This window comes from Verticiella alkaliphila, from assembly GCF_018904615.1.
Classification (GTDB): Bacteria; Pseudomonadota; Gammaproteobacteria; order Burkholderiales; family Burkholderiaceae_B; genus Verticiella; species Verticiella alkaliphila.
On record NZ_JADCNH010000013.1, the window covers coordinates 1 to 23,539 of the forward strand.

Below are 23,539 nucleotides of genomic sequence, written 5' to 3' on the forward strand. Positions count from 1 at the left end.
GATCGCTACATCCACTACTACAACCACGAGCGCATCAAGCTCAAACTCAAAGGGCTGAGTCCTGTGCAGTACAGGACCCAGCCCTCATAGCCCAGCCTATCAACCAACCGTCCAACTTTCGGGGGTCAGTTCACGAGCGGGGCTTTTCGTTTCTGCGCCGGGTGGTTCGTGATGCGCCCACGTCAAATGAAGATGATCAGCGCCAGCACGGCAATGATGACCAGCACGCGCGTGATCTGGTAGAGCGCCGGGTTCCAGCGCTTGAAGCGACGTCGATACTGGCCGAGCACCCAGGACACGTGGAAGATCTTGTTGACCCACCCCGTCTGGTCGCCCGAATCGTTGGGCGAGCTCGCCGCGGTCATGAAGGTGCGGGAGAACCACTGGTTGAAGCGGCTCGCCCAGCCGTACTTCAGCGGGCGCTCGACGTCGCAGAAGAGGATGGTGCGCGTCTCGCCGCTCGTGTTCTCGGCCCAGTGGATGAACGTCTCGTCGAACACCACGCTCTGGCCATCGCGCCAACTGTAGCGCTCGCCATCCACCTCGATGAAGCACCGATCGTCGTTGGGGGTATCCAGACCCAGGTGATAGCGCAGCGAGCCCGCGAACGGATCCCGGTGGGCGTTGAGCTTGGCCCCGTGCGGCAATACGGCGAACATCGCGGCCTTCACTTCGGGAATCTCGTGCAGCAGGCGCACGGTGTTCGGGCAGAGCTCGGCCGCGGACGGATGTTGCGCGTCATACCACTTCAGGTAGAAGCGCTTCCAGCCCGTCTTGAAGAACGAGTTGAAGCCGGCATCGTTGTTCGACTCCGCCGCCTTGATGCGCTGCGCTTCGGCCAGCGCTCTCGCCTCGTCACGGATGATCTCCCAGTTGTCGTCCAGCCGCTTCAGCCCCGCCGGCATGTCCGCCGCGGGGATGTAGGGCTTGGCCGGCACGGCGGACGTGAGATACATGAACGCATTCACCGGGGCCAGCGCGGCGGAGTGATCCACCACGGTGCGAAAGAAATTCGCCCGCACGCGCCCGCGAAAGTACACATAGGTGATGGCCGCGAGCCAGAGCCCGATGAGCGTCCACTTGATCATGTCGAAAGTCTGTCAGTCCAGGGTGAATACCGTCGCGCCGGTGGTCTTGCGCGCGGCCAGGGCGGCCTGCGCCTCGCCGGCCTGCGCGAGCGGGAAGCGTTGATCGATCGTGAGCTTGATCTTCTTTTTGGCGACCAGGTCGAAGAGCTCGGCGGCGGCGGCCTGCACCTTCTCGGCGCTGGTGGCGTAATGGCCCAGCGTCGGGCGGGTCACGTACAGGGAACCCTTGCTCGCGAGCACGCCCAGGTTGACGCCTTCGACGGCACCCGAGGCGTTGCCGAAGCTCACCACGAGCCCGCGCGGCTGCACGCTGTCGAGCGAGGCTTCCCATGTGCTCTTGCCCACGCCGTCATACACCACCGGCACCTTCTTGCCGTCCGTGAGCTCGAGCACGCGCTTGGCGACGTCCTCGCGGCTGTAGTCGATGGTCTCCCACGCGCCGTGTTCGCGCGCGAGTGCCGCCTTCTCGGGGCTGGAGACCGTGCCGATGAGCTTCACGCCAAGCGCCTTGGCCCATTGGCAGGCGATGAGACCCACGCCGCCCGCGGCCGCGTGAAAGAGAATCGTCTCGTTGCCCTGCAGGCGGTACGTCTGGCGAAACAGATACTGCACGGTGAGGCCCTTGAGCATCATGGCCGCGGCAGTCTCGAAATCGATGTCCTTGGGCAGCTTCACCACGTGCATCGCCTTGGCGTTGTGGCGCTCGGCGTAGGCACCCAGCGGGCTCTGTCCATAGGCGACGCGATCCCCCACCTTGACGTGTGTCACGTCCCTGCCCACCGCTTCGACCACGCCGGCGGCTTCAGCGCCCAGGCCGTGGGGCAGCGGCTGCTTGTACAGACCCGTGCGGAAGTAGATGTCGATGAAATTCAGGCCCACCGCGTGGTGGCGCACCGTGACCTCGTCCGCGGCAGGCGGCGGCACGTCGATATCGACGAGTTCAAGCACCTCGGGGCCGCCGTGCTTCTGCAGGCGAATGGCCTTCGTCATGGATCTGTCTCCTGGGAGGAACAAGGGTGGCGCGCGCCGCGCATCTAACCTGCCATTGTACGGCGGCGCGATCAGAAGCTGGAGCCGGGCTGCGTGAGGAATTCGGCCTCTTCTGCCGTGGTGTCACGGCCCAACGCGGCGTTGCGGTGCGGGAATCGGCCAAAGCGAGCCACGATGTCGCGGTGGCGGCGAGCGAAATCCAGCGCGCTGGCGAGCGAAGGCGCCTGGGCCGCGAGCGCGCGGTAGAGCTCCACGCAGCGCTGCTGAATCTCCAGATCCTCGGCGTGCATCAAGGGCAGATACACGAATTGCCGCTGCACCGGCGGCATGGCGACGTCCCAGCCGGCATCGATCACCTGCAGGGCCAGCGCGAGGGCCTGCACATCCCCGGCAAACGCATCCGCGGTATCGCGCAGCGTATTGCGGGTGAACTGATCGAGGATGAGGATCCGTGCCAGGGCACCGTCGGGCACCCCTTCCCAATCCCGCAGCCCGCCGGCGAGCGCGCCGTCGATCAGCGGCCCGAAACGCGTGCGGATCTCGGCATCGAAGCTGGCGTCCTTGCGAAACCAGGCCTCGCGCACCGTGAGGTACTCCGGATGCTCTGGCGCATGGAACCAGAAGTCCAGCACGTCCTGCCACGGTGCGCGTAAGGGATCGCCCCCGGTACTCGCCGCAGCGCCCGGCGCAGTCGATGCTCCCAGCCAGCGCCGCAGTGCCGCTGCGAGCTGCTCGGGTTGCTCGAGCGGGACCATGTGCGCAGCCTCGTGGATCCAGACCAGCTCGGCACCCGGGATGGCCTCGGCCAGTTCTTCGGACAGCACGGGCGGCGTCAGCGCATCCTCCGTCCCGCACAGGACCAGCGCCGGCACGGTCACCGCGCTCAGCACCTCCCGATAATCCTTGCGGGTCATGAGCGCGCGACTCTGGCGCACGAACCCATCCAGGCCGACTTCGGCCTGCATGTCCCGGATCAGGGCGACGAGCTCGGCATCGCTCTGACGGCGCGCGGGGCGCATGCTGTCGCCGGCCGCCGCCAGCACGTTGCCCTCGAAATCGGCCTGCGCGGCCGCGATGGCCTTTTCCCGGCCCTGGGCCTGCCGCGGCGATTCGGTGCGCAACGACGTATCCACGAGGGCGATACCGGCGATCCGCTCGGCCGCCTGGGCCAGCATCTCGCAGACGACGAAGCCACCCATCGAGAAGCCCACGGCGTACGCGCGCTCGCCCGGCGCGATGAGCGCCAGAGCGTCACGGGCCATGGCGGGAATGTCGGATTGTGTGCTCACATCCGCAATGCGCACGTCGGCAACGTCCTGCAAGCGCGGCGACACGCGCGACCAGGCAGCCGCGGTGTTGAGCATGCCGGGCACGAGGATGACGATGGGTCGGGAAGCTGGGGCCATCGGGGTCTCCAGAAAGATCAGGCGCACACGTGTGCGGCCGCGCACAGCGCGTCGGCCTGCGCACGCGTGCTCGCGAAGGAAGCGACCAGGCGCACGAGGCACTCGTCGGCGCCCAGCGGCGTCTCGGGTGGCAAGGTCTCGGCAGGCCAGTCATAGAAAACCGCGCCCTGCTCGCGCAGGCTTGCCGCCAGCCTCTTGGGCAGCACGGCAAAGACTTCGTTGGCCTGCACGGGCCACACCACGCGGGCCCCGGGCACACTGGCCAGGCCCTCGCCCAGCACCTGTGCCACGGCATTGGCCTGGCGCGCCAGCGTGAGCCAGTGCCCATCCTTGAGCCAGGCGCCGAACTGCGCACCGAAAAATCGCCCCTTGGCCGCCATCTGGCCGGCACGCTTGACCCGATATGCAAAGTCCTGGGCGAGATGCGTGTCGAAGAAGACGACGGCTTCGGCCATCAGCGCCCCGTTCTTGGAGGCTCCCAGGCACAACACATCCACGCCCGCGCGCCAGGTGACCTCGGCCGGGCTGCAGCCCAGCGCGGCAATGGCGTTGGCAAACCGGGCGCCGTCCATGTGCAGGCGCAGTCCGTGACGGCGGCCCACCTCGGACAGTGCCGACACTTCCGCTGGCGTGTAGACGAGCCCACGCTCGTTCGCCTGGGTGATGCTGATCGCGCGCGGCACCGTGTTGTGCGGCGGGTGGCCTGCACTGGCAAGGCGCGCCTCCAGCACCGCGGGCACGAGCTTGCCGTTGCGGGCCTCGAGCGGAATGAGGCGCGCACCGCTAGTGAAGAACTCCGGCGCGCTGGATTCGTCGGCCAGGATGTGTGCATCGCGCTGACACAGCACGGCGCCCCAGGGCGGGACGAGAGCCGACAAGGCGAGCGAATTCGCCACCGTGCCGGTGTTCACGAAGAACACACGCACCGCGCGCTCGAAGACTTCGCTCAGGTCGCGCTCGGCGGCCTCGCACCAGGGATCGTTGCCGTAGGACGGCGCCTCGCCGGCGTTGGCGGCCTGGATTGCCGCGAGCACGGGCGCCGAAGCGCCCACCATGTTGTCACTGCCAAAAATCATGAAGAACGTTCAACCTGTGAAGAAACGATAGCCTTGCCCGCGCACAGCGCGCAGCGGCAAGTCGATGCCGCCCTGGGCCGCCTTGCGACGCAAGCGCGAGACCAGCATGTCGATCCAGTGCAGATCGTCCTGGCGCTGGCCCTCCGGATGCACGGCCTGCGCTGCCTCCTCTCGGGTCACCACGCGATCGTGCTGGGCGAGCAGATGGGCCACGAATCGGGATTCGGATTGGGTGAGCCGCAGCCGCCACGCAGCGTCGGGGGCGATCAACTCGCGATGCGCGGGGTCCAGGACCCAGACATTGGCGTGGCGCGCACCCGCGGGCGCTGGCGTGCCGGCCGTGCGGCCCATCCAGAGCCTGCGCAAGCCGCCCAGGAGGACGGCCGACAGTTCGCTCAAGCCCACGGGCTTCACGAGGTAGGCGTCGGCGCCGCACTCCAGGCCTCGCACTCGGTCGTCTTCATGGCCGCGTCCAGTGACCATCACGATGATCACGTCGCTCTGCGCCCGCAGGCGCGACGTGACCGTGAGCCCGTCTACCCCGGGCAAGCCGACATCGATGACGACGGCATTGCACGGCTGTTCGAGCAGGCGCTCGGCGAACTCAGCGGCCGTCCCTACACCCCACACCGTGAAACCATAGCGCCGCAAGCCCGCGGCCAGCTCGTCGCGCAGGTCGTCGTCGTCTTCGAGCAGGCCGACCACCGGCTCGGTGCACATCATTGCGTCGTCGGCCGACTGCACGTGATCCATTGTCCTACTCCCGGTGCCGCAGCCGCTGGGCTTCGACTCCGACGTGTTGCCTTGCACCCCGCCGGACGCCCCACAGCCGACGGTTGTGTGGCAGACTGCGGCCTTCTTCAGGCCCGCGCGCCCACCTGTTCAGAGTATGCCAGAACCGAGCGTCGCCTCATCGAGACGCGCAGGACTTCCCGCCCTCGCGGCCGCCTCGGTCCTGGGCGTGCTTGCCGTCCTCGACTGGGTCAGTCCTTACGCGACGTACCCTGCCCTGGCGATCGCATGCATCGTCATCAGCCTGGCGCTTGCCAGCCATGGCCTGCGCCAGGCCTGGCGCGGCCCCCGGCAGCGCGCGAGCGACGCCAAGCGCGCGGCCGAGTCGCGCCGGCTGCGGGCAGAGATCGAGGCCCGCCGCGATCTGGACGTGCGCCTGCAGGCTGACCTCGACAACCTGTACCTGCGCCTGGCGCAACAACAGGACGTGATTGCCGTGATCGCGCACGAGATGCGCACCCCGCTCTCCACCATCGAGGCGGCGCGCCAGGCGCTCGAATCGCTGGCTGACGAGGCGGGTGCCGATCAGGTCCAGCGGCTGCGCCGCATCCGCCGGGCGGTCGGTCGCCTCGCCACGCTGGCGGAGAATCTTCAGAGCGCGCACCGGCTCGAATACAGCAGCTACGGACTGGATCTGTCGCAGGTGGCGCTCGGCCCCTTCCTGTACGAGATCCTGCTCTCGCTGGGCCTGGAGGAGCGGGTCACGCTGATGTGTCCGGCCACGGCCGTGGTGCGCGGCGACGCAGGCCTGCTCGACATTCTCTTCACCAATCTCGTGAGCAATGCGGTCAAGTACGGCGGTGACGACAGCGTCACCATCGTGCTCACGGCTACGCCTACGCACGCGATCGTGCACGTGACGGACGGCGGGCCGGGCGTACCCGAACCCGAGATACAGAGGATCTTCGAGCGCTTCTATCGCGGCGGGGATACGCGGGGCCAGAGCGGCGCGGGCCTGGGCCTTTACGTGGCCCGGCGCATTGCCGAGGTGCACGGTGGCACCCTCAAGGCCAAGAACCGCCATGAAGGCGGCCTGGCCTTGAAAGTCAGCCTGCCCCTGGCACTGACGCGCGGAGCCGGCTGAGCCTGGATCAGCGCGTGAGACGCGCCAGGCCTTGCGCCAGATCCGTGAGGAGATCGTCCGTATCCTCGATGCCGACGGACAGGCGCACGAGGCTGTCCGCGATGCCCATCTGGGCGCGCTTTTGCGGGCCCATTTCATAGTAGATCGTGTGCGCGGCGGGCAGCGCGAGCGTGCGGCTGTCGCCCAGGTGCGTGGACAGGATCACGATCTCCAGGGCGTTCAGGAAGGCCAGGCAATCGAGGCCAGGCTGAAGCTCCACACTCATCAACGCACCGTAGCGCGCGGCATGGCCGCCAGAGGCATCGCGCACGCCGAAGAGTTCGGTGGCACGGGCGTGCTGCGGATGGCTCGCCACGCCCGGGTAATGCACGCGCGCCACGCTCGGATGCCCTTCGAGAAACTGTGCCACCGTGAGGGCGTTGTGGCAGGCGCGCTCCATGCGCAACGCCAGCGTCTCCGCGCCCACCGCAATCCGGTGCGCGGTCTCGGAGGCGAGGCTGCCGCCCATGTCGCGCAGCCCCTTCTTGCGCAGTTGCATGAGGCCCCAGTTCGCCGGGTCGCCCTTGCGATAGACCTCCGCAATGTTCGGATAATCTGACCAGTCGAACCCGCCCACGTCGGTCAGCGCCCCGCCCAGGGCGTTGCCGTGGCCGCAGATGTACTTGCTGAGCGAGTTCATCACCAGCCCGGCGCCCACGTCGGCAGGGTTGAAGAGATACGGCGTGGACACCGTGTTGTCCACCACGTACAGCAGGCCGCGCTCGCGGCACAGGCGGCCGATGCCGGCCAGATCCGCGACTTGCGTGCCCGGGTTGGCGATCGTCTCGACGAACACCATGCGGGTGTTTTCCTGCACTGCGGCGGCGATGTTGGCCGCGTCCGTGGCGTCGACCATCGTGACCTGCACGCCGAGATCCTGGAGCGTGCCGAGCAGGCTGTTGGTGTTGCCAAAGATGAACTGGCTCGACACCAGGTGATCGCCCGCGCGCAACAGCGTGGAAAAAAGCGCGGCCTGGGCCGCCATCCCGCTCCCGAAGCTCACCGTGCCACGGCCGCGTTCGAGCAGCGTGATCTTGTGCTCCAGGGCTGCCGTGGTGGGCGTGCCCTGGCGCGAGTACGAGTAGCCGCTTTGCGTACCCTGGAAGACGGCGACGAGGTCGTTCACGTCGCCATAGCGGTAGGCCACGGCCGTGTGCATGGGCTTGTGCACGGCGCCGTGTTCGATGTTCCCGCTGCGGTCAGCGTGCAGCAGCGTCGTGGTGATGCCTTTGGACATGATGTCGGATCCTGATGAACGCGCGGGGCGAGACGCTCAACCGCGGCGGCCCTGGGTGCGTTGACGCACGGTTTCGTAGAGACACACGGAGGAAGCCACGCTCACGTTCAGGCTCTCGACGGAGCCCAGCATGGGGATGCGTACCAGCTGATCGCAGGTGTCCCGCGTGAGGCGGCGCATGCCCTCGCCTTCGGCGCCCAGCACCCACGCGATCGAGCGCTTGGCGTCGACCGAGTACAGGTCACCTTCGGCTTCGTCGTCCGTGCCCACGACCCACACGTCACGTGCCTTCAGCGCGCGCAGCGTACGCGCGAGATTGGTGACGGTGATGTAGGGCACGGTGTCGGCCGCGCCGCAGGCCACTCGTTGCACCGTGGTGTTCAGGCCGACGGCGCGGTCGCGCGGGGCGATCACGGCGTGGGCGCCAGCGGCATCCGCCGTGCGCAGGCAGGCGCCCAGGTTGTGCGGGTCCGTCACGCCATCGAGCACGAGGAAAAACGCCGGCTTGTCGCCCAGCTCGTCCAGCACCTCGTCAACGTCGAACGCCAGTTCCACGGCGGCGGCGGTCGCGACCACGCCCTGGTGGCGCGTGCCCTTGGCCATGCCATCCAGACGATCGGCCGCGACAGGGTGCACTTTGCACCCGGCAGCCTGAGCCTGCTCGATCAGGGTGAGCATGCGGCGGTCGCGGCGCGAGGCCTCGACGTAGATCTCGCGAATGGACTTGGCGTCGTGGCGCAGGCGCGCGGTGACCGCATGGAAACCGACGAGAAGTTGGGAGGCTGACATGGATTGCACTCGGCGCCGCCTTTCGGGGCGCCTCAGGGATTATTGAAGTTGCTCGTCGTCAAGGATACGCGGCAGCGGCATGACCGCGATGCCGTCCTCGACCAGGGCCTGACGCTCGCTGGCGCTGGCGGTGCCACGAATGGGCCGGGCTGGCGCGTCACCTTCGTGGATGCGGCGCGCTTCGGTGGCGAAGGCCGCGCCGACGTTGTCGGTGCTGCGCACCCACTCGCGCAGCTGACGCAGCATCTCGGCCTGGCGCCCCGCATCGCCCGCGTCGGACGGGGCCGGCACGGTGGCCGGGGCACGGCTCGCACCCGACACGTTCAAGCGCGACGCAGACACCTGGCGCGTGACGGCCTTGCTGTCGCACACGGGACAGCACAACAGGCCGCGCTCACATTGTCGATCGAATTCCTCGCGTGACGTGAACCAGCCCTCGAAGACGTGACCGGCGTCGCACGCCAGGTCGAATACTTTGAGCGCCATGCCGGTAGTGTAAGCGATCGTGGCAAGGCCGGGCCATGTGGCCGAGGCGTTCGGCGCACCGTTGGGGCGCGCTAGGCGCCGCGCACGAGCCGTCCATCGCGCAGCGTGACGACGGCCATGACGATCAGCACGGCAGCGAGCGGGACGGTGGCGCTGAACCCGACCTGCGAAAACCCGACGGCGCCCGTCACCCCGCCCAGGAAGAACATGCCCAGCAGACCCGCCAGCAAGAGCATGCGCCGCCGATCCGCGCGCACGGGGTCCTTGGTGCCGGCCGCATTCCAGTAGCACCACTTGCCCAGTTCGATGCCCAGGTCTGTCACCATGCCGGTGACGTGGGTGGTGCGAATCTCGGCGCGCGACAGCTTGGTGATCATCGCGTTCTGCAGTCCCATCACGAAGCACAGCAGCAAGGCCGTCGCCGGCACGCGCCACCAGGCATAGTCGCCAAGCTCGCGCCCCAGCAGCCCGAAGAGCAGCAGCAGCGCGGCCTCGAGCAAGAGTGGCGCCGCGCATTCGCTGCGCAGATGGCGGCGACGCGATGCGCGGATGAGGACGGCTGCCGTGGCCGCTCCGGCCAGGAACAACACCAATGCAGCCAAGCCGGCCAGCACCAGCGCGATGTTGCCCAGCACGAGGTGGTCGGCCATGGCGGAGACGATGCCGGTCATGTGGGAGGTGTACTGGCCGATAGCGAGAAACCCGCCCGCGTTGATGGCACCCGCCACGAAGCACAGCACAAGACCGAGACGCCGGGTACCCAGCCAGGCGCCGGGCGAGCGAGCCCCAGGACCGTTGACGGAGGAGGAGCCGGCCAGGTGCATGAGAGGACGCCGCGAAATCGCCAAGCTGCCATCATAGACCGGGGCGGTGGTCGGCTGGCCTCGCCGGCGTCGTACAGATCGATGACCTGGCCGAATGCACTCGGCTGTCGGCAACATCACGGATGCCTACGTCGACTGAATCGTCGGCCGGTCGCGCGAGATGCCGGGACAGCGCGCCCGGCGTGCCGATGGTGGCACGGGCTTCAGTTCAGATCGTCAAACGGCGAGCGCGGATTGCGCGTCGGATTGTTGCCACCCGACGTGCCATCGAGTTCGTCGTCGTTCAGAAGACGGGTTCCGGCGGACGTGCGGACCAGTTGCGCGACGTCCGCCGCCGACACCGTCAGGCCCTGCGAGGCAGCGGCTTCGACCAGCAATCGCGCTGCCTGGGCTTCATCGGTGGCGCCACGCAACCGAGCCATCAAGTCAGGATCGTCGCGCATCAGGGTCGTCAAGGACTGCAGGGTGTCGGCGGAGAGCGGCATGGCGGATTTCCGAATCGGACCCGGCGGATGCCAGGTGCCCGCGCACTGTAGCAACATCGACGCCGGGTAGCGATAGTCAAGGTGAGCCATGGACCTGGCGGCGCGTGCGTACAATCCGTGCGTGCGCCGGCGCTGGTCATCGTCATCTGCCGCCGGGTCTTTCCCACACTGGAGCCCTCATGGCCGACACCACGCCGGACCCCTTGTCCACGCTGACCGAAAAACAAGTCCAGGACGTCATCGCGGCGCAGACCAAGCCGCTCCTGATGCTCATGTCTGCCGTTCTAACGGCGACCGCATCGGACAGCCCGCAAACGCTCACCAAGACCCGCAATGTGCTGATGTCGCTCGCCGTGGCCGCGCATCAGGAAGGCGGGGCCGAGAACATCCGCGCCGCTTCCGTGGCCATGGCCATGCTGGACATGGCCGAGCAGAACGTCGGCGCCACGGCAGACTTCGACGCCCCACCGCGCGACGAGCACTGACGCCGGCCACGTGGATGGCTCGTGAGAGCCATAGGCAGACGATCAGGGCACGCCTACAGTGCAGACATGGGCTCGCGATTGGGCGAGCCGTCCCGAAGGAGTCCGATCATGTCTGATCTGGTTGAAGTCACCACCCCGGAAGTCCTTGCCGACGATGCACTGGCCGCCCTTCATGGCGCCGGCTTTCTCGACGGCCTCTGGGAAGCACTGAGAGGTCCGGCGGAATTCTCGTACGTCCCTGGGGGAATTTGAATCGACGCGTCGGACTGGCGCCTGATGGCGCGTCAAGGAAGCGGCAGCGGTCCTAGCGTTGGCGCCGGCAGCGTCAACCCATGCTCGCGATAGCACGCCTCGACCTGGGCGTCGCCAAATGCCGTGACGGCTCGGCTGACCTGCTCCCGGTCGTCGAAACGGGGAGTTTGATACGCCATGCGGAACAGCTGACGCAGCGCCTGTGCGGCTTCTGCCCCCATGTCGGCTTCACCTCGGTCAATCCGTGCGAGCCAGGCGTCCAGTGATTTCCCGCCGGTCTGGCGCTCCGCCATGTACATCGCCGCCGCGGCTCCGCGGAAATGGCACTCGCGCTGGGGTTCCGGCAGTGTGCTGGGGTCGAGCCCATACGCCGGGAGGGCGATGAGCGATGACAGGATCGCGACACGGTGAATCATGCTGTGATGGCCTGAATTAGGACGTGAGCGGCGGCGGTGCCAAGGCGATGTCTGCTTCAGGCATCTCGCGTCAACCTTGGTAGAATCGCGGCCTGCGCTGCCAAGCCCTCCGCCCGAGTGGTGAAATCGGTAGACACAAGGGACTTAAAATCCCTCGCCGCAAGGCGTGCCGGTTCGATTCCGGCCTCGGGCACCAGAAAAATCAACGATCAGCGGGAAGAAAGTGCAGGTCTTCGTCCGCGTGCATGAGCGCCACGGGCGGCCCGAAGGATTGCATGCCGATGATGGCATCGCGAAATGGGCGGTCAGGGTTCAACGCATCCAGTCGGCAGAACTCGGTGGCGATGGCATCATAGGTGGGCTTGTCCGCCGCCTCCAGCCTGAGCCAGATGCTTCGGATGATCGGGTAGAAGCGTCGGTTTGCCGCCGCGCGTACAGACAACACCCAGAACGGCATGCCTTCCGCGATGGCCGAGTAGACAATGTGAGCCGGCGAGTTGGGGTCAGATTGCTTGCGCATGTGTCCGGCGTCCAGGCCATTCTTGGCCCATTTGTCGGACGCAGCGCTCAGGATATCGACCGTGCGGCTTGACAGCGGACTCGCGCCGTAAAGCACGTCCATGGCCGCTCGGTCGTCGTCGCTGCCTTTGGCCACCACGGTGGCATAGCGCGTGAACGCGATGTCTGCCCGGCAGTGCGCCAGTTCCACGGGCGACATGCGCTTCAAGCCCGCGTCGACCTTGTCGAAACGTGCGAGCTCCTGCGCTTCCCGCTTCTTCGCAGAAGGTCCGAACAATTTCCTGAGGAGTGTCATGGCAATGGCGCAGCTGGGTAAAACGCGTATGTTACCCGTGCGCCTTGCCAGGCCGCGCAGCAGCACGCCGAGCGACACATGGCCAGGCGCAGCGCGTCCTGCTCGAGATGCACGCTCGATCAGCCGACCTTGGGCGGCGCACTGGCCGCGCGCGCGGCCTGCGCGGCCAAGCCAAGCCGCCCGGACACGCACGCGAGCACACCCGCCACGGCCATGATGCCGACGAGCCCAATCGCGCTCTCGGTACGCCAGAGGCTCACGAGGAGGCCGATGAAGGTGCCGCAGAGGAACTGCAGCGTGCCCAGCATGGCGGACGCTGCGCCCAACCGGCCACCCTGGCCTGACAGCGCCAGCGCGGCACTGTTGGGGCCGATGAAGCCTTGTGCAGCCATGAAACTTGCCAGAAAGACGATCAGGATCGGCAGCGTCATGAGGCCGGTCACCGCCAGCAGAAGACCCAGGATGCCGATGGCAGGCATCACCCACAAGGCCACGCGCACGATGCGACTCGGGTGGCGCCCGGCCAGCAGCCGGGCATTGACCTGGGCCGCGAGCGTCATCGCCAAAGCGTTCACCGCGAAAAGGCCACTGAAGGTGGTGGGCGTGACGCCATACACCTCGATCAACACGTGGGGCGAGCCGGTCACGTAGGCAAAGAGCCCGCCCATGCCCAGGCCGCCCGCGAGCGCCATGCACAGAAAGCCCTTGTCGCGCAGCAGGTCGCGGTAGGTGCGCAGCATGCCGAGCGGACTCGCGCGCACGCGGCGTTCGACAGGCAAGGTCTCGCGCATGCCGAAGAGCACGGCCAGGAACAACGCCGTGCCAGCGAACGCGAGGATGGCGAAGGTGGCGCGCCAAGTGGCGATGGTAAGGATCTGCGCACCCAGGAACGGTGCGGCCATCGGGGCCACGCCGATGATCAGCATGAGCATGGACATGGCGCGCGCGGCCTGCTGCGTGTCGTAGTGATCGCGGATCACGGCGCGCGGCACGACCATGCAGGCGCTGCCCCCCAGCGCCTGGATGAACCGCCAGAACGTGAGTGACTCGATGGACTGGGCCATTGCGCACGCCGCGGAGGCCACCACGTACAGGGCAAGTCCCACGTACAGCGGCGGCTTGCGTCCCCAGCGATCCGTGGCCGGGCCGTAGACGAGCTGGCCGATCGCCATGCCGATGAGATACATCGCGAGCGTACGCTCCACCGCCCCGGATGCCGCACCGAGCGCCTGGGAGATCGAAGGGAACGCCGGAAGGTACATGTCGATGGCGAGCGGGCCTGTCATCGTCAACAGGCCCATCAGGAGCAGCCATCCGCTCATTTTCGGTACAGCAGGAGACATCCGAATTCCGTCAAGAGAGGGCAGTACGCAACACTGCCGAACGCCGAAGCTTTGAGGCTCCGGCCGAATTTATATACAGTATGTGAAAAGGGTTTGTCGCACTTCGCTCGCAAGGGAGGAAATCGTGGTCAATCCAGTAGCATCGTCGGTAGGAAAGCGGCTTGAGGCGCTTCCGGTATCCACCAGAATCGTGCTGCCGGACGGCACCACGATAGGCCCCGACGATGCGCGGGTGGGCGTACGCGTGGTGGACACCCGTGTGCTGGCCCACTTGGCCGCGGGCAACATCGGCCTTCTGGCCGAAGACTACGTGGAAGGCCGTGTCGAGCTCGACGGCACAATGCGCGACCTGATGGCGGCAGCCGCCGCCCTCTTGCCAGGCTCGCCGCTGCACGGTGCGCATGCGCACTGGCTCGCTTCGCTCTTCAAGCGGGGCGTTTCCATGGCGCGGCATACGATCGATCGCGATGCGCGCCAGATCGAATTTCACTACGACCTCTCCGACGATTTCTACGCGTTGTGGCTGGACCCGCGCAGAGTGTACTCCTGCGCGTACTACCCCACCCCGGACGCGACACTGGCCCAGGCGCAGGAAGCCAAGCTCGACCACATCTGCCGCAAGCTGATGCTTGCCCCCGGCGAGCGCTTTCTCGACATCGGCGCGGGCTGGGGTGGCCTGCTTCTGTGGGCTGCCGAGCACTATGGCGTGGACGGCACCGGCATCACGCTCTCGCGTAACCAGCATGCCTACGTCACCAACCTCATCCAGGCCAAAGGTCTGTCCGGACGGGTGCGGGTGCTGCTGCAGGATTACCGCACCCTCGAGATCGCTCAGCCGTGGGACAAGATCGCCTCGGTCGGCATGTTCGAACACGTGGGGCGCGCGCGGCTCGACAGCTACTTCGCGCGTGTGCGCAGCCTGCTGCGCCCGGGCGGGCTCGTCATGAACCATGGCATCACCGCGGGCGGCACGCGCAACACCCAGCTGGGCGCCGGCATGGGCGACTTCATCGAGAAATACATCTTCCCTGGTGGAGAGCTCGTCCACGTGGGCCAGGTGATGGAATCCGTCACGCATGGCGGGCTGGAAGCCGTGGACGTCGAGAATCTTCGCCCACACTACGCACGCACCCTCTGGGCGTGGAGCGACGGCCTGGAGGCCAATCTGGACGAAGCCCGGCGGATCCTTCCCGGCCCGGAGGGCGCCCGCGCCATCCGCGCCTATCGGCTCTACCTGGCGGGCTGTGCCCTGAGCTTCGAGCAGGGCTGGATCTCGCTGCACCAGGTGCTGTGTCAGCCCATGCCGAGCGGCCTCGGTGACGAACTCGACGCAAACCGGTCACAGACGTTCCCGTTTCGGCGCGACTACATGTATGCCCCGGCCCGCCCGGCTGACGCCATCGCAACGCCGCAGGTGGACACCGCCTCGAACGACACGCTCGCGGCATGACGCCAGGCTGCCAATGGCGGATGACACGCGGCCTCACGCCAGTGTCAGGCGCACGTGATTCCGTTCCCGCCGCCTAGCGGCGTGACGCGCTCACGACGCCCGTGACATCACCCAGCGCCGTGAGCGCACGACCGAGCTGCTGGCCGTTGTGGATCTCCAGCGTGAAGACCATGCGCGCCAGCGACTGGCGGCTGAGGGTGTTCACGCCCACGACATTCAGGCGCAGCCGGGCAAACACTTCCGATAGATCGCGCAACAGGCCCGCGCGATCGTGCGCGACGACCTGCACGTCCACCGGGTAGACGGATTCGCCCGTGTCACCCCACGTCACGTCGATGATGCGCTCCGGGTGCCGCCTTGCGAGCGCCGCAAAGCTCTGGCAATCCGCGCGGTGAATGGACACGCCGCGTCCGCGCGTGATGAAGCCTGCGATCTCATCGGGCGGCGCCGGCCGGCAGCATCGCGCGAGCTGCGTGAGCAAGGCGTCGACGCCGACGACCAGAACGCCGCTCTTGCCATGTTGGGCGCTGTCGGGCCGGGCCGTGTGCGTGACGACGGTGTCCGGATCGACTTCCGGCACGGCGGATGCCGTCTCGAACACGGTGTCGAGCTGACGCAGACTGAACTCGTCCTTGGCCACCGCCACGTGCAGGTCATCGGCACGCGCAAAGCCCAGCTGCTGGGCGAGCTGCTCCATGTTCACGGCCGTCTTGCCGCGCCGCTGCAGCTCCTTCTCGACCATGGCCTGGCCCTGCGCCATGCGCTGCTGCAGCTCGATAGCGTTGAACCACTGCCGCACCTTGGCCCGCGAGCGCGGACTGGCGAGATAGCCCAGCTGGGGGTTGAGCCAGTCACGCGACGGGCCCCCGGACTTGGCCGAGATGATGTCGACTGTCTGACCGGTGGTGAGCCGCGTGTGCAGCGGCACCATCGCGCCGTCCACGCGTGCGCCGCGGCAGCGGTGGCCAAGATCCGTGTGGACGTAGTAGGCGAAATCCACCGGCGTCGCGTTGACGGGCAGTTCCACGACGCGCGCCTGCGGCGTGAGCACATAGATGCGGTCATCTTCGACGGTGGGCGCGGGCGCTGCGGTATCGTCCGCCTCGATACCCGCCCCGGACTCCGCCCGTTCGCTGCCCCAGGCGAGCAGCTGACGCATGAAGGCGAGCCGGCGGTCGTATTCCGAATCCGCGCGTGCCTGCCCGCCCTTGGCGCCGGCTTCCTTGTAGCGCCAATGCGCGGCCACGCCGTACTCGGCGAACTCGTGCATGTCGCGCGTGCGGATCTGCACCTCGAAGGGCTTGCGCTCGCCGTCGCGCACCACGGTGTGCAGCGAGCGATAGCCATTGGGCTTGGGCCGCGCAATGTAGTCGTCGAACTCGTGCGTGAGCGGCGTGAAGAGCTCGTGCACGAGGCTCAGCACGGCATAGCACGTGCGCTCGTCCGGCACGATGATGCGCAGCGCGTGCACGTCGTACAAGTCCGAGAACGCGAGGTTCTTGTGGCGCATCTTGTTCCAGATGCTGAAGATGTGCTTGGGCCGGCCCGACACATCCGCCACGATGCCGTGATCGCGCAGCGCCTGCTGGATCCGCAGGGTGACGTCGCTGATGAAGGCTTCGCGCCCAGTGCGCTTGTCCTCCAGGAGGCTTGCGATCTCCTTGTAGCGCACCGGCTCCAGGAAGCGGAACGCGAGATCTTCGAGCTCCCACTTGATCTGCCACACGCCCAGCCGATTGGCGAGCGGCGCATAGAGCTCGAGCGTCTCGTGAGCCAGTGCGCGCTCGGGCGGCTGCTTGGCCTGAGCATGCCAGCGCAACGTCTGCAGGCGCGAGGCGAGCCGCATCAGCACGATGCGCAAGTCCACCGCCATCGCCAGCATCATCTTGCGCAGCTTCTCGACCTGCGGCGCATCGCCGGCGCGATTCTCGCCGGATTCCCGCGCGGCCTGGCCCACCTTGAGCAAGGCCACGTAGCCGCGTGCAAGGCGCGCCACTTCGGCGCCCGCGACCTGCGCGAGCGGATCCACCCGCGCGCGGCCACGCGCCCCCTCTTCCGGATCATGGACCAGGCCGCCCGCCACGAGCACGGCGGCCCTGGTCGCGCCGTCGGTGTGCATGCCCATCAGGATGCGCACCAGGCCGGCAGCGTGCTCGGCGGGCGGTTCTGCCGAGCCGGTAGGCGCCAGCGCCGCCAGCCGCGGCCCGGCCCACACCAGGGCCTTCTCCACGAGCACGGCGGCTTCGGGCGCGAGATCGGCGCAGACCTGCTGCTGCCACTCGGCGGTGAGCACGGACGGATCGGGGACGGCGGGAGTCATGGCGCAGCTACGAAAAACAATCGAATCACCGGCGACTGTATCATTCCGGGCATCCCTCTGGCTTTGATCCACGTCCATGTTCCGATGGCTTTCCGGCCGCGGCGCCGCCCGCCGCGATATCGAGCGCACTGCCGCCAGCATCCCGCCCGAAGCCTGGGCCCGCACGCTGGATTCCTATCCCTTCCTGCGCCGCCTCACTGCCGAGGACAGCGCTGCGCTGCGTCAGCGCACGGCCTGGCTTCTCGCCAGCAAATCCTTCGTGGGCGCAGCAGGCTTGACGCTCACCGATGAGATCCTGCTCAGCATCGCCGTGCAGGCCGCCCTGCCCGTGCTCGCGCTCGATCCGGAGCTCTACGCAGGCTGGCGCGAGATCATCGTGTATCCCGGCGGATTTCGCATCCCGAGGCAGGACACGGACGAAGACGGTGTCGTGCACGAGTATGTGCAGGACGCGGCCGGCGAGGCCTGGGAAGGTGGGCCTGTGATCCTCTCCTGGGAGGATGCACGCACGGCAGGCCACATGAACGTCGTCATCCATGAATTCGCCCACAAGCTCGACCTGCACGGCGGGCCCGCCGACGGTCAGCCGGACCTCTCACAACACCGGATTGCGCCGGGACGATGGCGTGCTGTGCTGGAAGACAGCTACGACCGCTTCTGCACCGCGCTGGACGCCGTAGAGCGCGACATCCCCGCCGACATGGACCCTGAATCGCCAGACGCCGACGCCTGGTATGGGCAACTGCCACTGGACCCCTATGCAGCCAGCGACGAGGCCGAGTTCTTCGCGGTGAGCTCGGAGACTTTCTTCGTCGATCCGCAACCGCTCGCCGAGGCGCTCCCCGAATGGTTCGACTTGCTGCGCGCGTACTACCGGCAAGACCCGCTGCCGCCGTCTGCCCTGCCCTGAACGTCAGCCCGGCGTGCCGGCCGACTCGAGCATGGTGACGCCCGGCAGATCACAGGCCTCGACGGCGGCGATCAGCGCCTGCACGGCCGCCGAGCGCGGAAAGCTCTTGCGCCACGCCAGCACCACGCGCCGCGACGGCACGGGGGCATCGAAGGGCACGTAGCGCAAGAGATCGTTGGGCTGCGGCTGCGCCGGCACGGACGAAGCCGGCAACACCGTCACGCCCAGCCCGGCGGCCACCATGTGGCGGATCGTCTCGAGCGATGAGCCTTCGAACGTGCGCTGGATGCCATCGCTCGTGGGCGAGAAGCGCGCGAATTCCGGGCACACCTCCAGCACCTGGTCGCGAAAGCAGTGCCCTGCGCCCAAGAGGAGCATTGTTTCTTCCTTCAGCTCGGCCGCCGTGATGCTCTCGCGATCGGACCAGCGATGTTCGCGCGGCACGGCCGCCACGAATGGCTCGTCATAGAGATCATGAATGGCGAGCCCGCTGTCGGGCAGCGGCAAAGCCATGATGGCGCAGTCGACCTCGCCCTGGCGCAGGAGCTCGAGCAGGCGCACCGTGAAGTTCTCCTGCAGGAGCAGTGGCATCTGCGGCGCGCGCTCGATCAGCACCGGCATGAGCCTCGGCAGCAGGTAGGGGCCGACGGTGTAGATGACGCCCACGCGCAAGGGGCCCGAGAGCGGGTCGTGGCCCTGGCGCGCAATCTCCTTGAGGTTGGCGCTCTCTTCCAGGACTTTCTGCGCCTGCGCCACGATGCGCGCGCCGATGGGGGTGACGCCCACTTCGCTGCCGCCGCGCTCGAAGAGCACGACGCCCAGCTCGTCCTCGAGCTTGCGGATGGCCACCGAGAGCGTGGGCTGGCTCACGAAACAGGCCTCGGCCGCGCGCCGAAATGGCGCTCGCGGGCCACGGCCACGATGTACTTGAGCTCGGTGAGCGTCATGCGGTCTCCCTGGCAATCATGCCTTGAGAAAGTCTTCGCGCCCGCGCAGCCAGCGGGCAAGGTGTTGGCGCACCGCCGGGCGGTGTTCCTTGAGCATCCAGGCCGCCGCTTCCCGGGCCTCTTCTGCCAGGCCGGCGTCGTCCTGCAGATCCGCAAACCGCAGCAACGCTTCGCCCGATTGGCGCACACCGAGGAATTCCCCCGGCCCGCGCAACTCCAGGTCGCGCTCGGCGATCAGAAATCCATCGGTGGATTCGTGCAGCGTGCGCAGCCGGGCCTTGGCCACGCGCGAGAGCGGCGTCTGGTACATGAGCACGCAGACGGACTCGGCCGTGCCTCGGCCAACCCGTCCGCGCAGCTGGTGCAGCTGGGCCAGCCCAAAGCGCTCGGCATGCTCGATGACCATGAGCGAGGCGTTGGGCACGTCCACGCCGACTTCGATCACGGTCGTGGCCACAAGCAAATCGACCTCGCCCTTCTGAAAGCCCGCCATCACGGTGGCCTTCTCGGCGGACGACAACTTGCCGTGGACGAGCCCGACGCGCACGCCCGGCAAGGCTACGCGCAGACGCTCGAAGGTGTCGACCGCCGTCTGCAGTTCGAGCGCTTCGCTCTCCTCCACCAGCGGACAGACCCAGTACGCCTGACGCCCCTCCGCCACCGCGTGGTGGATACGGGCGATCACCTCGTCGCGGCGCACGTCGTCCACGAGCTTGGTGACGATGGGCGTGCGCCCGGGCGGCAATTCGTCGATCTCGGACACGTCCAGATCCGCGAACACGGTCATGGCGAGTGTGCGCGGGATCGGCGTGGCCGACATCATGAGCTGGTGCACGCCGCCGCCTTCCTCGGCCAGGGCGCCCTTTTGGCGCAAGGCGAGCCGTTGGCCTACCCCGAAGCGGTGCTGTTCATCCGTGATGGCCAGGCCCAGGCGGTGGAACTGCACGGTGTCCTGAATGAGCGCCTGGGTGCCCACGGCAAGCGCTGCTTCGCCGCTCGCGATCGCGGCCAAGGCTTCGCGGCGCGCCTTCGCGCCCACGCTGCCAGACAACCACGCGATGCGGATGCCCAAGGGCTCGAACCAGCCGCTGAACTTGCGCAGGTGCTGCTCGGCCAACAGCTCCGTCGGCGCCATGAGGGCTGCCTGATAGCCATTGTCCACGGCCTGTGCCGCCGCCAGTGCGGCCACCACCGTCTTGCCGCTGCCGACGTCGCCCTGCAGCAGGCGCTGCATGGGAAAAGCCTGCGCCATGTCGGCGCCGATCTCGCCCACCACGCGGCGTTGCGCGCCGCTCAACGTGAACGGCAACATCGCCCGCAGGCGTTCGCTCAGGCTTTGCGCGCCGGTGTGCGGCGGCATGACGGGCGCACTGCGCCGGCGCCGCGCCGCACGCGCCACCGCGAGCGACAGCTGCTGGGCCAGCAGCTCGTCGAACTTCACCCGGCGCCAGGCCGCATGCGTGCGCGATTGCAGACTGGGCAGCGAGGCTTTCGTGGGGTAGTGCAATGCGCGGATGGATTCGTCGAAGTCGGCCAGCGCAAACCGCGCGCGGACCTCGTCGGGGAGCGTGTCGTGCCACGGCTCCTCGCCCAACGCCTCACCGATCGCACGGCGCAGCGTCGCTTGCGGCAGGCCTTGGGTGATGGGATAGACAGGCGTCAGCGTCTGGGGCAAGGGCTTGTTCGCGGAACCTACACGAGGATGCACCATCTCCAGGCCGAAGAGCCCGCCGCGCGGCTCGCCGCGCACCCGCACGCGGGTGCCGACAGCCAACTGGCGCTGCTGGCTAGGATAGAAGTTCAGAAAACGCAGGCCGATCTCACCGGTGTCGTCGGCCACGGTGGCAACGAGTTGCCGGCGCGGCCTGCCCTGCACCTCGCAGCGCAGGACGTCGCCTTCCACCTGCGCCCAGCGGCCCGGCACGAGGCTTGAGACGGTGTCGATCCGCGTCTCGTCCTCGTAGCGCAGCGGCAGGTGCAGGATGAAGTCCTGGGGTGTCTTCAACCCCAGCTTCTCCATCCGGCGTTCTTGCGCGCTGGTGTTGCCGATCCCGCTTGCCACGATGGATCAGAGCGCCAGGATGGCTTCCACCTCGAACTGCGCGCCCTTGGGCAGGGCCGACACACCCACCGTCGAGCGCGCGGGGAACGGCTCGGGGATGAGCTCGCTCATGATGGCGTTGACTTGCGTGAAGGCGCCCAGGTCCGTCAGGAACAGCGTGAGCTTGACGATGTTCTCGAGCTTGCGCCGGCGGCTTCGGTCACGGCCTTCAGGTTGGCGAAGGCTTGACGCACTTCGTGGTCGAAGGTGTCGGACACGAGCTCGCCCGTGCGCGGGTCCAGGCCGATCTGGCCGGACAGGTAGACCAGGCGCGCTTGCGCATCGAGACGAATGGCCTGGGAATACGGGCCGACAGCGGCGGGCGCAGCGTCGGTATGGATGACGTCTTTCATGAACGAATCACCTCGTGAATCTTGCGCGCACGATGCACGCAATGCTCAGACTATCAGAATAATCCGACCGATAGGTGAAAGACGAGGGGAATTGCGTGCGCCGCAGGTCGGAGGCCGACATGCCGGCCTCCGTGGCGCAGAAAACGTCAGGCCCGAGCGGGCACGCGCGAGCCGGCGTGCAGGACTTCGCAGCGCAGGCTCACACCCTGATCGCCGCTACCGAACCAGATGTCGCCATCCTCGATGTTGCACTGGAGCTGCATGGTGCGCTCGGCCATGTCGGCGAGGGCGCGCGTGACCTCGGCGTCGAGCTGGATCACGGTGAGATTGTCCAGCTTGATGACGGCCTTGCGCTGGTTCTGCCACCACACCTCGTGGCCACGGCCGTAGGTGTAGAGCATGACGTGCTGCGCACGGCCACAGGCCTTGCGCAGGGCGCGCTCGTCCGGCAGGCCGACATCGATCCAGCGCACGATGGCGCCGGTGAGGTCGGTCTGCACGAGGTCCGGCTCGCCTTCGGCGCTCAGGCCCCGCCCGAACGTCAACGCCTCGTCGGCGTTGAGCGCGAAGGCGAGGATGCGCACCATCATGCGTTCATCCGTCTCCGACGGGTGGCGAGCCACCGTCAGCGCGTGTTCGGCGTAGTAGTGGCGATCCATGTCCGCCACGTGCAGCTGCGCCTTGAAGACGGTCGACGACAATGCCATGGCAGACCGATTCTCAGGCTTCACCCAGCGCGACGCGCAGCATGCGGCGCAGCGGCTCGGCCGCGCCCCACAGCAGCTGGTCGCCCACGGTGAAGGCGCTCAGGTATTCCGGGCCCATGGCGAGCTTGCGCAGGCGGCCGACCGGGATCTCCAGCGTACCGGTCACGGCCACCGGCGTCAGATCACGCATGGAGGCTTCGCGGGTGTTGGGGATCACCTTGGCCCACGGGTTGGCCTGGCGCAGCATGTCCTCGATCTCGTCGAGCGGCACGTCGCGCTTCAGCTTGATCGTCAGCGCCTGGCTGTGGCAGCGCATGGCGCCGATGCGCACGCACAGGCTGTCGATCGGGATGGCAGGCACGTCGAAACCCTGGCCACGGCCGAGGATCTTGTTGGTCTCGACGCCGGCCTTCCACTCTTCCTTGGACATGCCGTCGCCCAGATCCTTGTCGATCCAGGGGATGAGGTTGCCCGCCAGCGGCACGCCGAAGTGCTCGGTGGGCAGCGTGCCGCCCTGCTGCAGCGCGAGCACGCCACGATCGATGTCGAGAATGGCCGAGGCCGGATCGTCCAGCAGGCTCTTGACTTCGCCGTTGACCAGGCCGAACTGGGTCAGCAGCTCGCGCATGTGCTGCGCGCCACCACCGGAAGCGGCCTGGTACGTCATGGCCGTCATCCACTCGATCAGATCGTTCTGGAAGAGACCGCCCAGACCCATGAGCATGCAGCTCACGGTGCAGTTGCCGCCGACGTAGGTCTTCACGCCCTTCTTCAGGCCTGCGTCGATCACGGCACGGTTGACCGGGTCGAGCACGATGATCGCCTCGTCCTTCATGCGCAGCGTGCTGGCCGCATCGATCCAGATGCCGTCCCAGCCGGATTCGCGCAGCTTGCCGTACACCTCGGTGGTGTAGTCGCCGCCTTGCGCCGTGATGATGATCGGGAGCTTCTTCAGCGCATCGATGTCGTATGCGCTCTGCAGCGGGCCCGCGCCCGACGCCCACGAGGGCGCGGCGCCACCGGCGTTGCTGGTGGAGAAGAAGACGGGTTCAATGAGATCGAAATCCTTTTCGTCGCGCATGCGCTGCATGAGGACCGAGCCCACCATGCCGCGCCAGCCGATCAGACCTACGGGTTGTGCCATG

23 protein-coding genes, 1 tRNA gene and 3 pseudogenes are annotated in these 23,539 nt (G+C 67.4%); 7 read left to right on the forward strand and 20 right to left on the reverse strand.

Translation table 11 applies throughout. The annotated features are described in order from the left end of the window. Window positions 1-90, forward strand: a 90-nt coding sequence (locus tag IMZ29_RS10465) for an IS3 family transposase (protein WP_216183664.1), incomplete at its 5' end; no start/stop codon positions are given. A gap of 92 nt (window positions 91-182) precedes the next feature. On the opposite strand, the gene IMZ29_RS10470 is transcribed toward IMZ29_RS10465, so the two are convergent. The 5 genes from IMZ29_RS10470 to IMZ29_RS10490 all read right to left on the reverse strand — a co-directional run bounded on the left by IMZ29_RS10470 (window position 183) and on the right by IMZ29_RS10490 (window position 5,313). Next, window positions 183-1,088, reverse strand: a complete 906-nt coding sequence (locus tag IMZ29_RS10470) for an aspartyl/asparaginyl beta-hydroxylase domain-containing protein (protein ID WP_216183479.1) — start codon at window positions 1,086-1,088, stop codon at window positions 183-185. A 12-nt stretch (window positions 1,089-1,100) separates the two neighbouring features. Further along, complete coding sequence (locus IMZ29_RS10475; RefSeq protein ID WP_216183481.1) at window positions 1,101-2,078, reverse strand: quinone oxidoreductase family protein; 978 nt, start codon at window positions 2,076-2,078, stop codon at window positions 1,101-1,103. 71 nt (window positions 2,079-2,149) lie between these two features. Beyond that, entirely contained in the window at window positions 2,150-3,484 is a 1,335-nt protein-coding gene (locus tag IMZ29_RS23280) for a DUF924 family protein (protein ID WP_216183483.1), read from the reverse strand. Window positions 3,485-3,501: 17 nt separating this feature from the next. Next, on the reverse strand, window positions 3,502-4,560 hold the full coding sequence (locus IMZ29_RS10485) for a threonine aldolase family protein (protein ID WP_216183485.1): 1,059 nt from the start codon (window positions 4,558-4,560) through the stop codon (window positions 3,502-3,504). Window positions 4,561-4,569: 9 nt separating this feature from the next. Continuing rightward, the gene (locus tag IMZ29_RS10490) at window positions 4,570-5,313 is read right to left on the reverse strand and encodes a response regulator transcription factor (protein WP_216183487.1); all 744 of its coding nucleotides are present in this window, start codon (window positions 5,311-5,313) and stop codon (window positions 4,570-4,572) included. Between the two features lie 208 nt (window positions 5,314-5,521). On the opposite strand from IMZ29_RS10490, the gene IMZ29_RS23075 reads away from it, so the two are divergent. Then, entirely contained in the window at window positions 5,522-6,436 is a 915-nt protein-coding gene (locus IMZ29_RS23075; protein WP_216183489.1) for a sensor histidine kinase, read from the forward strand. A gap of 7 nt (window positions 6,437-6,443) precedes the next feature. Here IMZ29_RS23075 and IMZ29_RS10500 read toward each other — a convergent pair whose 3' ends face one another. The 6 genes and pseudogenes from IMZ29_RS10500 to IMZ29_RS10520 all read right to left on the reverse strand — a co-directional run bounded on the left by IMZ29_RS10500 (window position 6,444) and on the right by IMZ29_RS10520 (window position 10,296). Next, window positions 6,444-7,715, reverse strand: a complete 1,272-nt coding sequence (locus tag IMZ29_RS10500; RefSeq protein ID WP_216183666.1) for a cystathionine gamma-synthase family protein — start codon at window positions 7,713-7,715, stop codon at window positions 6,444-6,446. Between the two features lie 33 nt (window positions 7,716-7,748). After that, entirely contained in the window at window positions 7,749-8,501 is a 753-nt protein-coding gene (gene rlmB, locus IMZ29_RS10505; protein WP_216183491.1) for a 23S rRNA (guanosine(2251)-2'-O)-methyltransferase RlmB, read from the reverse strand. A 39-nt stretch (window positions 8,502-8,540) separates the two neighbouring features. Then, window positions 8,541-8,987: a DUF1178 family protein gene (locus tag IMZ29_RS10510; RefSeq protein WP_216183493.1), complete on the reverse strand. Its 447-nt coding sequence runs from the start codon at window positions 8,985-8,987 to the stop codon at window positions 8,541-8,543. A gap of 71 nt (window positions 8,988-9,058) precedes the next feature. After that, the gene (locus IMZ29_RS10515; RefSeq protein WP_216183495.1) at window positions 9,059-9,811 is read right to left on the reverse strand and encodes a YoaK family protein; all 753 of its coding nucleotides are present in this window, start codon (window positions 9,809-9,811) and stop codon (window positions 9,059-9,061) included. Further along, a pseudogene (locus IMZ29_RS23285) lies at window positions 9,796-9,846 on the reverse strand (hypothetical protein); the annotation flags it as partial. The gene IMZ29_RS10515 and the pseudogene IMZ29_RS23285, both read right to left, overlap by 16 nt. Window positions 9,847-10,014: 168 nt before the next feature. Next, a complete protein-coding gene (locus IMZ29_RS10520) occupies window positions 10,015-10,296 on the reverse strand; it encodes a hypothetical protein (RefSeq protein ID WP_216183497.1) in 282 nt (93 codons plus the stop codon). 179 nt (window positions 10,297-10,475) lie between these two features. On the opposite strand from IMZ29_RS10520, the gene IMZ29_RS10525 reads away from it, so the two are divergent. Further along, window positions 10,476-10,781 carry a hypothetical protein gene (locus IMZ29_RS10525; RefSeq protein ID WP_216183499.1) on the forward strand — a complete coding sequence of 102 codons (306 nt, stop codon included), beginning with the start codon at window positions 10,476-10,478 and terminating at the stop codon, window positions 10,779-10,781. Window positions 10,782-10,889: 108 nt separating this feature from the next. Further along, window positions 10,890-11,033 carry a hypothetical protein gene (locus IMZ29_RS10530; RefSeq protein WP_216183501.1) on the forward strand — a complete coding sequence of 48 codons (144 nt, stop codon included), beginning with the start codon at window positions 10,890-10,892 and terminating at the stop codon, window positions 11,031-11,033. 32 nt (window positions 11,034-11,065) lie between these two features. Here the strand turns inward: IMZ29_RS10530 and IMZ29_RS10535 are convergent, their stop codons facing one another. Continuing rightward, a complete protein-coding gene (locus IMZ29_RS10535; protein ID WP_216183503.1) occupies window positions 11,066-11,449 on the reverse strand; it encodes a hypothetical protein in 384 nt (127 codons plus the stop codon). Between the two features lie 111 nt (window positions 11,450-11,560). On the opposite strand from IMZ29_RS10535, the gene IMZ29_RS10540 reads away from it, so the two are divergent. Beyond that, window positions 11,561-11,645 (forward strand) — tRNA-Leu (locus IMZ29_RS10540). 6 nt (window positions 11,646-11,651) lie between these two features. Here IMZ29_RS10540 and IMZ29_RS10545 read toward each other — a convergent pair. Both IMZ29_RS10545 and IMZ29_RS10550 read right to left on the reverse strand, forming a co-directional pair. After that, entirely contained in the window at window positions 11,652-12,341 is a 690-nt protein-coding gene (locus IMZ29_RS10545; RefSeq protein WP_216183505.1) for a hypothetical protein, read from the reverse strand. 41 nt (window positions 12,342-12,382) lie between these two features. After that, window positions 12,383-13,585 (reverse strand): multidrug effflux MFS transporter, encoded by a 1,203-nt coding sequence (locus IMZ29_RS10550; RefSeq protein ID WP_216183506.1) that lies wholly within the window; start codon window positions 13,583-13,585, stop codon window positions 12,383-12,385. Window positions 13,586-13,730: 145 nt separating this feature from the next. Here IMZ29_RS10550 and IMZ29_RS10555 point away from each other — a divergent pair, with 145 nt between their 5' ends. Then, complete coding sequence (locus tag IMZ29_RS10555) at window positions 13,731-15,056, forward strand: class I SAM-dependent methyltransferase (RefSeq protein ID WP_216183508.1); 1,326 nt, start codon at window positions 13,731-13,733, stop codon at window positions 15,054-15,056. Window positions 15,057-15,129: 73 nt separating this feature from the next. Here the strand turns inward: IMZ29_RS10555 and IMZ29_RS10560 are convergent, their stop codons facing one another. Next, window positions 15,130-17,376: a RelA/SpoT family protein gene (locus tag IMZ29_RS10560; protein WP_216183510.1), complete on the reverse strand. Its 2,247-nt coding sequence runs from the start codon at window positions 17,374-17,376 to the stop codon at window positions 15,130-15,132. A 76-nt stretch (window positions 17,377-17,452) separates the two neighbouring features. On the opposite strand from IMZ29_RS10560, the gene IMZ29_RS10565 reads away from it, so the two are divergent. Beyond that, complete coding sequence (locus tag IMZ29_RS10565; RefSeq protein WP_216183512.1) at window positions 17,453-18,286, forward strand: M90 family metallopeptidase; 834 nt, start codon at window positions 17,453-17,455, stop codon at window positions 18,284-18,286. Between the two features lie 3 nt (window positions 18,287-18,289). On the opposite strand, the pseudogene IMZ29_RS10570 reads toward IMZ29_RS10565, so the two are convergent. The 5 genes and pseudogenes from IMZ29_RS10570 to asd all read right to left on the reverse strand — a co-directional run bounded on the left by IMZ29_RS10570 (window position 18,290) and on the right by asd (window position 23,538). Then, a pseudogene (locus IMZ29_RS10570) lies at window positions 18,290-19,233 on the reverse strand (LysR substrate-binding domain-containing protein). A gap of 16 nt (window positions 19,234-19,249) precedes the next feature. After that, on the reverse strand, window positions 19,250-21,283 hold the full coding sequence (gene recG / locus IMZ29_RS10575; protein ID WP_371820230.1) for an ATP-dependent DNA helicase RecG: 2,034 nt from the start codon (window positions 21,281-21,283) through the stop codon (window positions 19,250-19,252). Between the two features lie 18 nt (window positions 21,284-21,301). Then, a pseudogene (locus IMZ29_RS10580) lies at window positions 21,302-21,687 on the reverse strand (Rid family detoxifying hydrolase). A gap of 146 nt (window positions 21,688-21,833) precedes the next feature. Then, entirely contained in the window at window positions 21,834-22,394 is a 561-nt protein-coding gene (locus tag IMZ29_RS10585; RefSeq protein WP_216183514.1) for a YaeQ family protein, read from the reverse strand. 13 nt (window positions 22,395-22,407) lie between these two features. Further along, window positions 22,408-23,538 carry an aspartate-semialdehyde dehydrogenase gene (gene asd / locus IMZ29_RS10590; RefSeq protein WP_216183516.1) on the reverse strand — a complete coding sequence of 377 codons (1,131 nt, stop codon included), beginning with the start codon at window positions 23,536-23,538 and terminating at the stop codon, window positions 22,408-22,410. Between the last annotated feature and the right edge of the window lies 1 nt (window position 23,539).

Excerpts from the sequence above, each read along its gene's own strand:
- IMZ29_RS10485 (WP_216183485.1), bottom strand. The coding sequence starts at position 4,560 with ATGATTTTTGGCAGTGACAACATGGTGGGCGCTTCGGCGCCCGTGCTC.
- IMZ29_RS10510 (WP_216183493.1), bottom strand. The coding sequence starts at position 8,987 with ATGGCGCTCAAAGTATTCGACCTGGCGTGCGACGCCGGTCACGTCTTC.
- IMZ29_RS23280 (WP_216183483.1), bottom strand. The coding sequence starts at position 3,484 with ATGGCCCCAGCTTCCCGACCCATCGTCATCCTCGTGCCCGGCATGCTC.
- rlmB (WP_216183491.1), bottom strand. The coding sequence starts at position 8,501 with ATGTCAGCCTCCCAACTTCTCGTCGGTTTCCATGCGGTCACCGCGCGC.
- IMZ29_RS10520 (WP_216183497.1), bottom strand. The coding sequence starts at position 10,296 with ATGCCGCTCTCCGCCGACACCCTGCAGTCCTTGACGACCCTGATGCGC.
- IMZ29_RS10585 (WP_216183514.1), bottom strand. The coding sequence starts at position 22,394 with ATGGCATTGTCGTCGACCGTCTTCAAGGCGCAGCTGCACGTGGCGGAC.
- IMZ29_RS10475 (WP_216183481.1), bottom strand. The coding sequence starts at position 2,078 with ATGACGAAGGCCATTCGCCTGCAGAAGCACGGCGGCCCCGAGGTGCTT.
- IMZ29_RS10530 (WP_216183501.1), top strand. The coding sequence starts at position 10,890 with ATGTCTGATCTGGTTGAAGTCACCACCCCGGAAGTCCTTGCCGACGAT.
- IMZ29_RS10515 (WP_216183495.1), bottom strand. The coding sequence starts at position 9,811 with ATGCACCTGGCCGGCTCCTCCTCCGTCAACGGTCCTGGGGCTCGCTCG.
- IMZ29_RS10490 (WP_216183487.1), bottom strand. The coding sequence starts at position 5,313 with ATGGATCACGTGCAGTCGGCCGACGACGCAATGATGTGCACCGAGCCG.
- IMZ29_RS10550 (WP_216183506.1), bottom strand. The coding sequence starts at position 13,585 with ATGAGCGGATGGCTGCTCCTGATGGGCCTGTTGACGATGACAGGCCCG.
- asd (WP_216183516.1), bottom strand. The coding sequence starts at position 23,538 with ATGGCACAACCCGTAGGTCTGATCGGCTGGCGCGGCATGGTGGGCTCG.
- IMZ29_RS10525 (WP_216183499.1), top strand. The coding sequence starts at position 10,476 with ATGGCCGACACCACGCCGGACCCCTTGTCCACGCTGACCGAAAAACAA.
- IMZ29_RS10565 (WP_216183512.1), top strand. The coding sequence starts at position 17,453 with ATGTTCCGATGGCTTTCCGGCCGCGGCGCCGCCCGCCGCGATATCGAG.
- IMZ29_RS10535 (WP_216183503.1), bottom strand. The coding sequence starts at position 11,449 with ATGATTCACCGTGTCGCGATCCTGTCATCGCTCATCGCCCTCCCGGCG.
- IMZ29_RS10470 (WP_216183479.1), bottom strand. The coding sequence starts at position 1,088 with ATGATCAAGTGGACGCTCATCGGGCTCTGGCTCGCGGCCATCACCTAT.
- IMZ29_RS10560 (WP_216183510.1), bottom strand. The coding sequence starts at position 17,376 with ATGACTCCCGCCGTCCCCGATCCGTCCGTGCTCACCGCCGAGTGGCAG.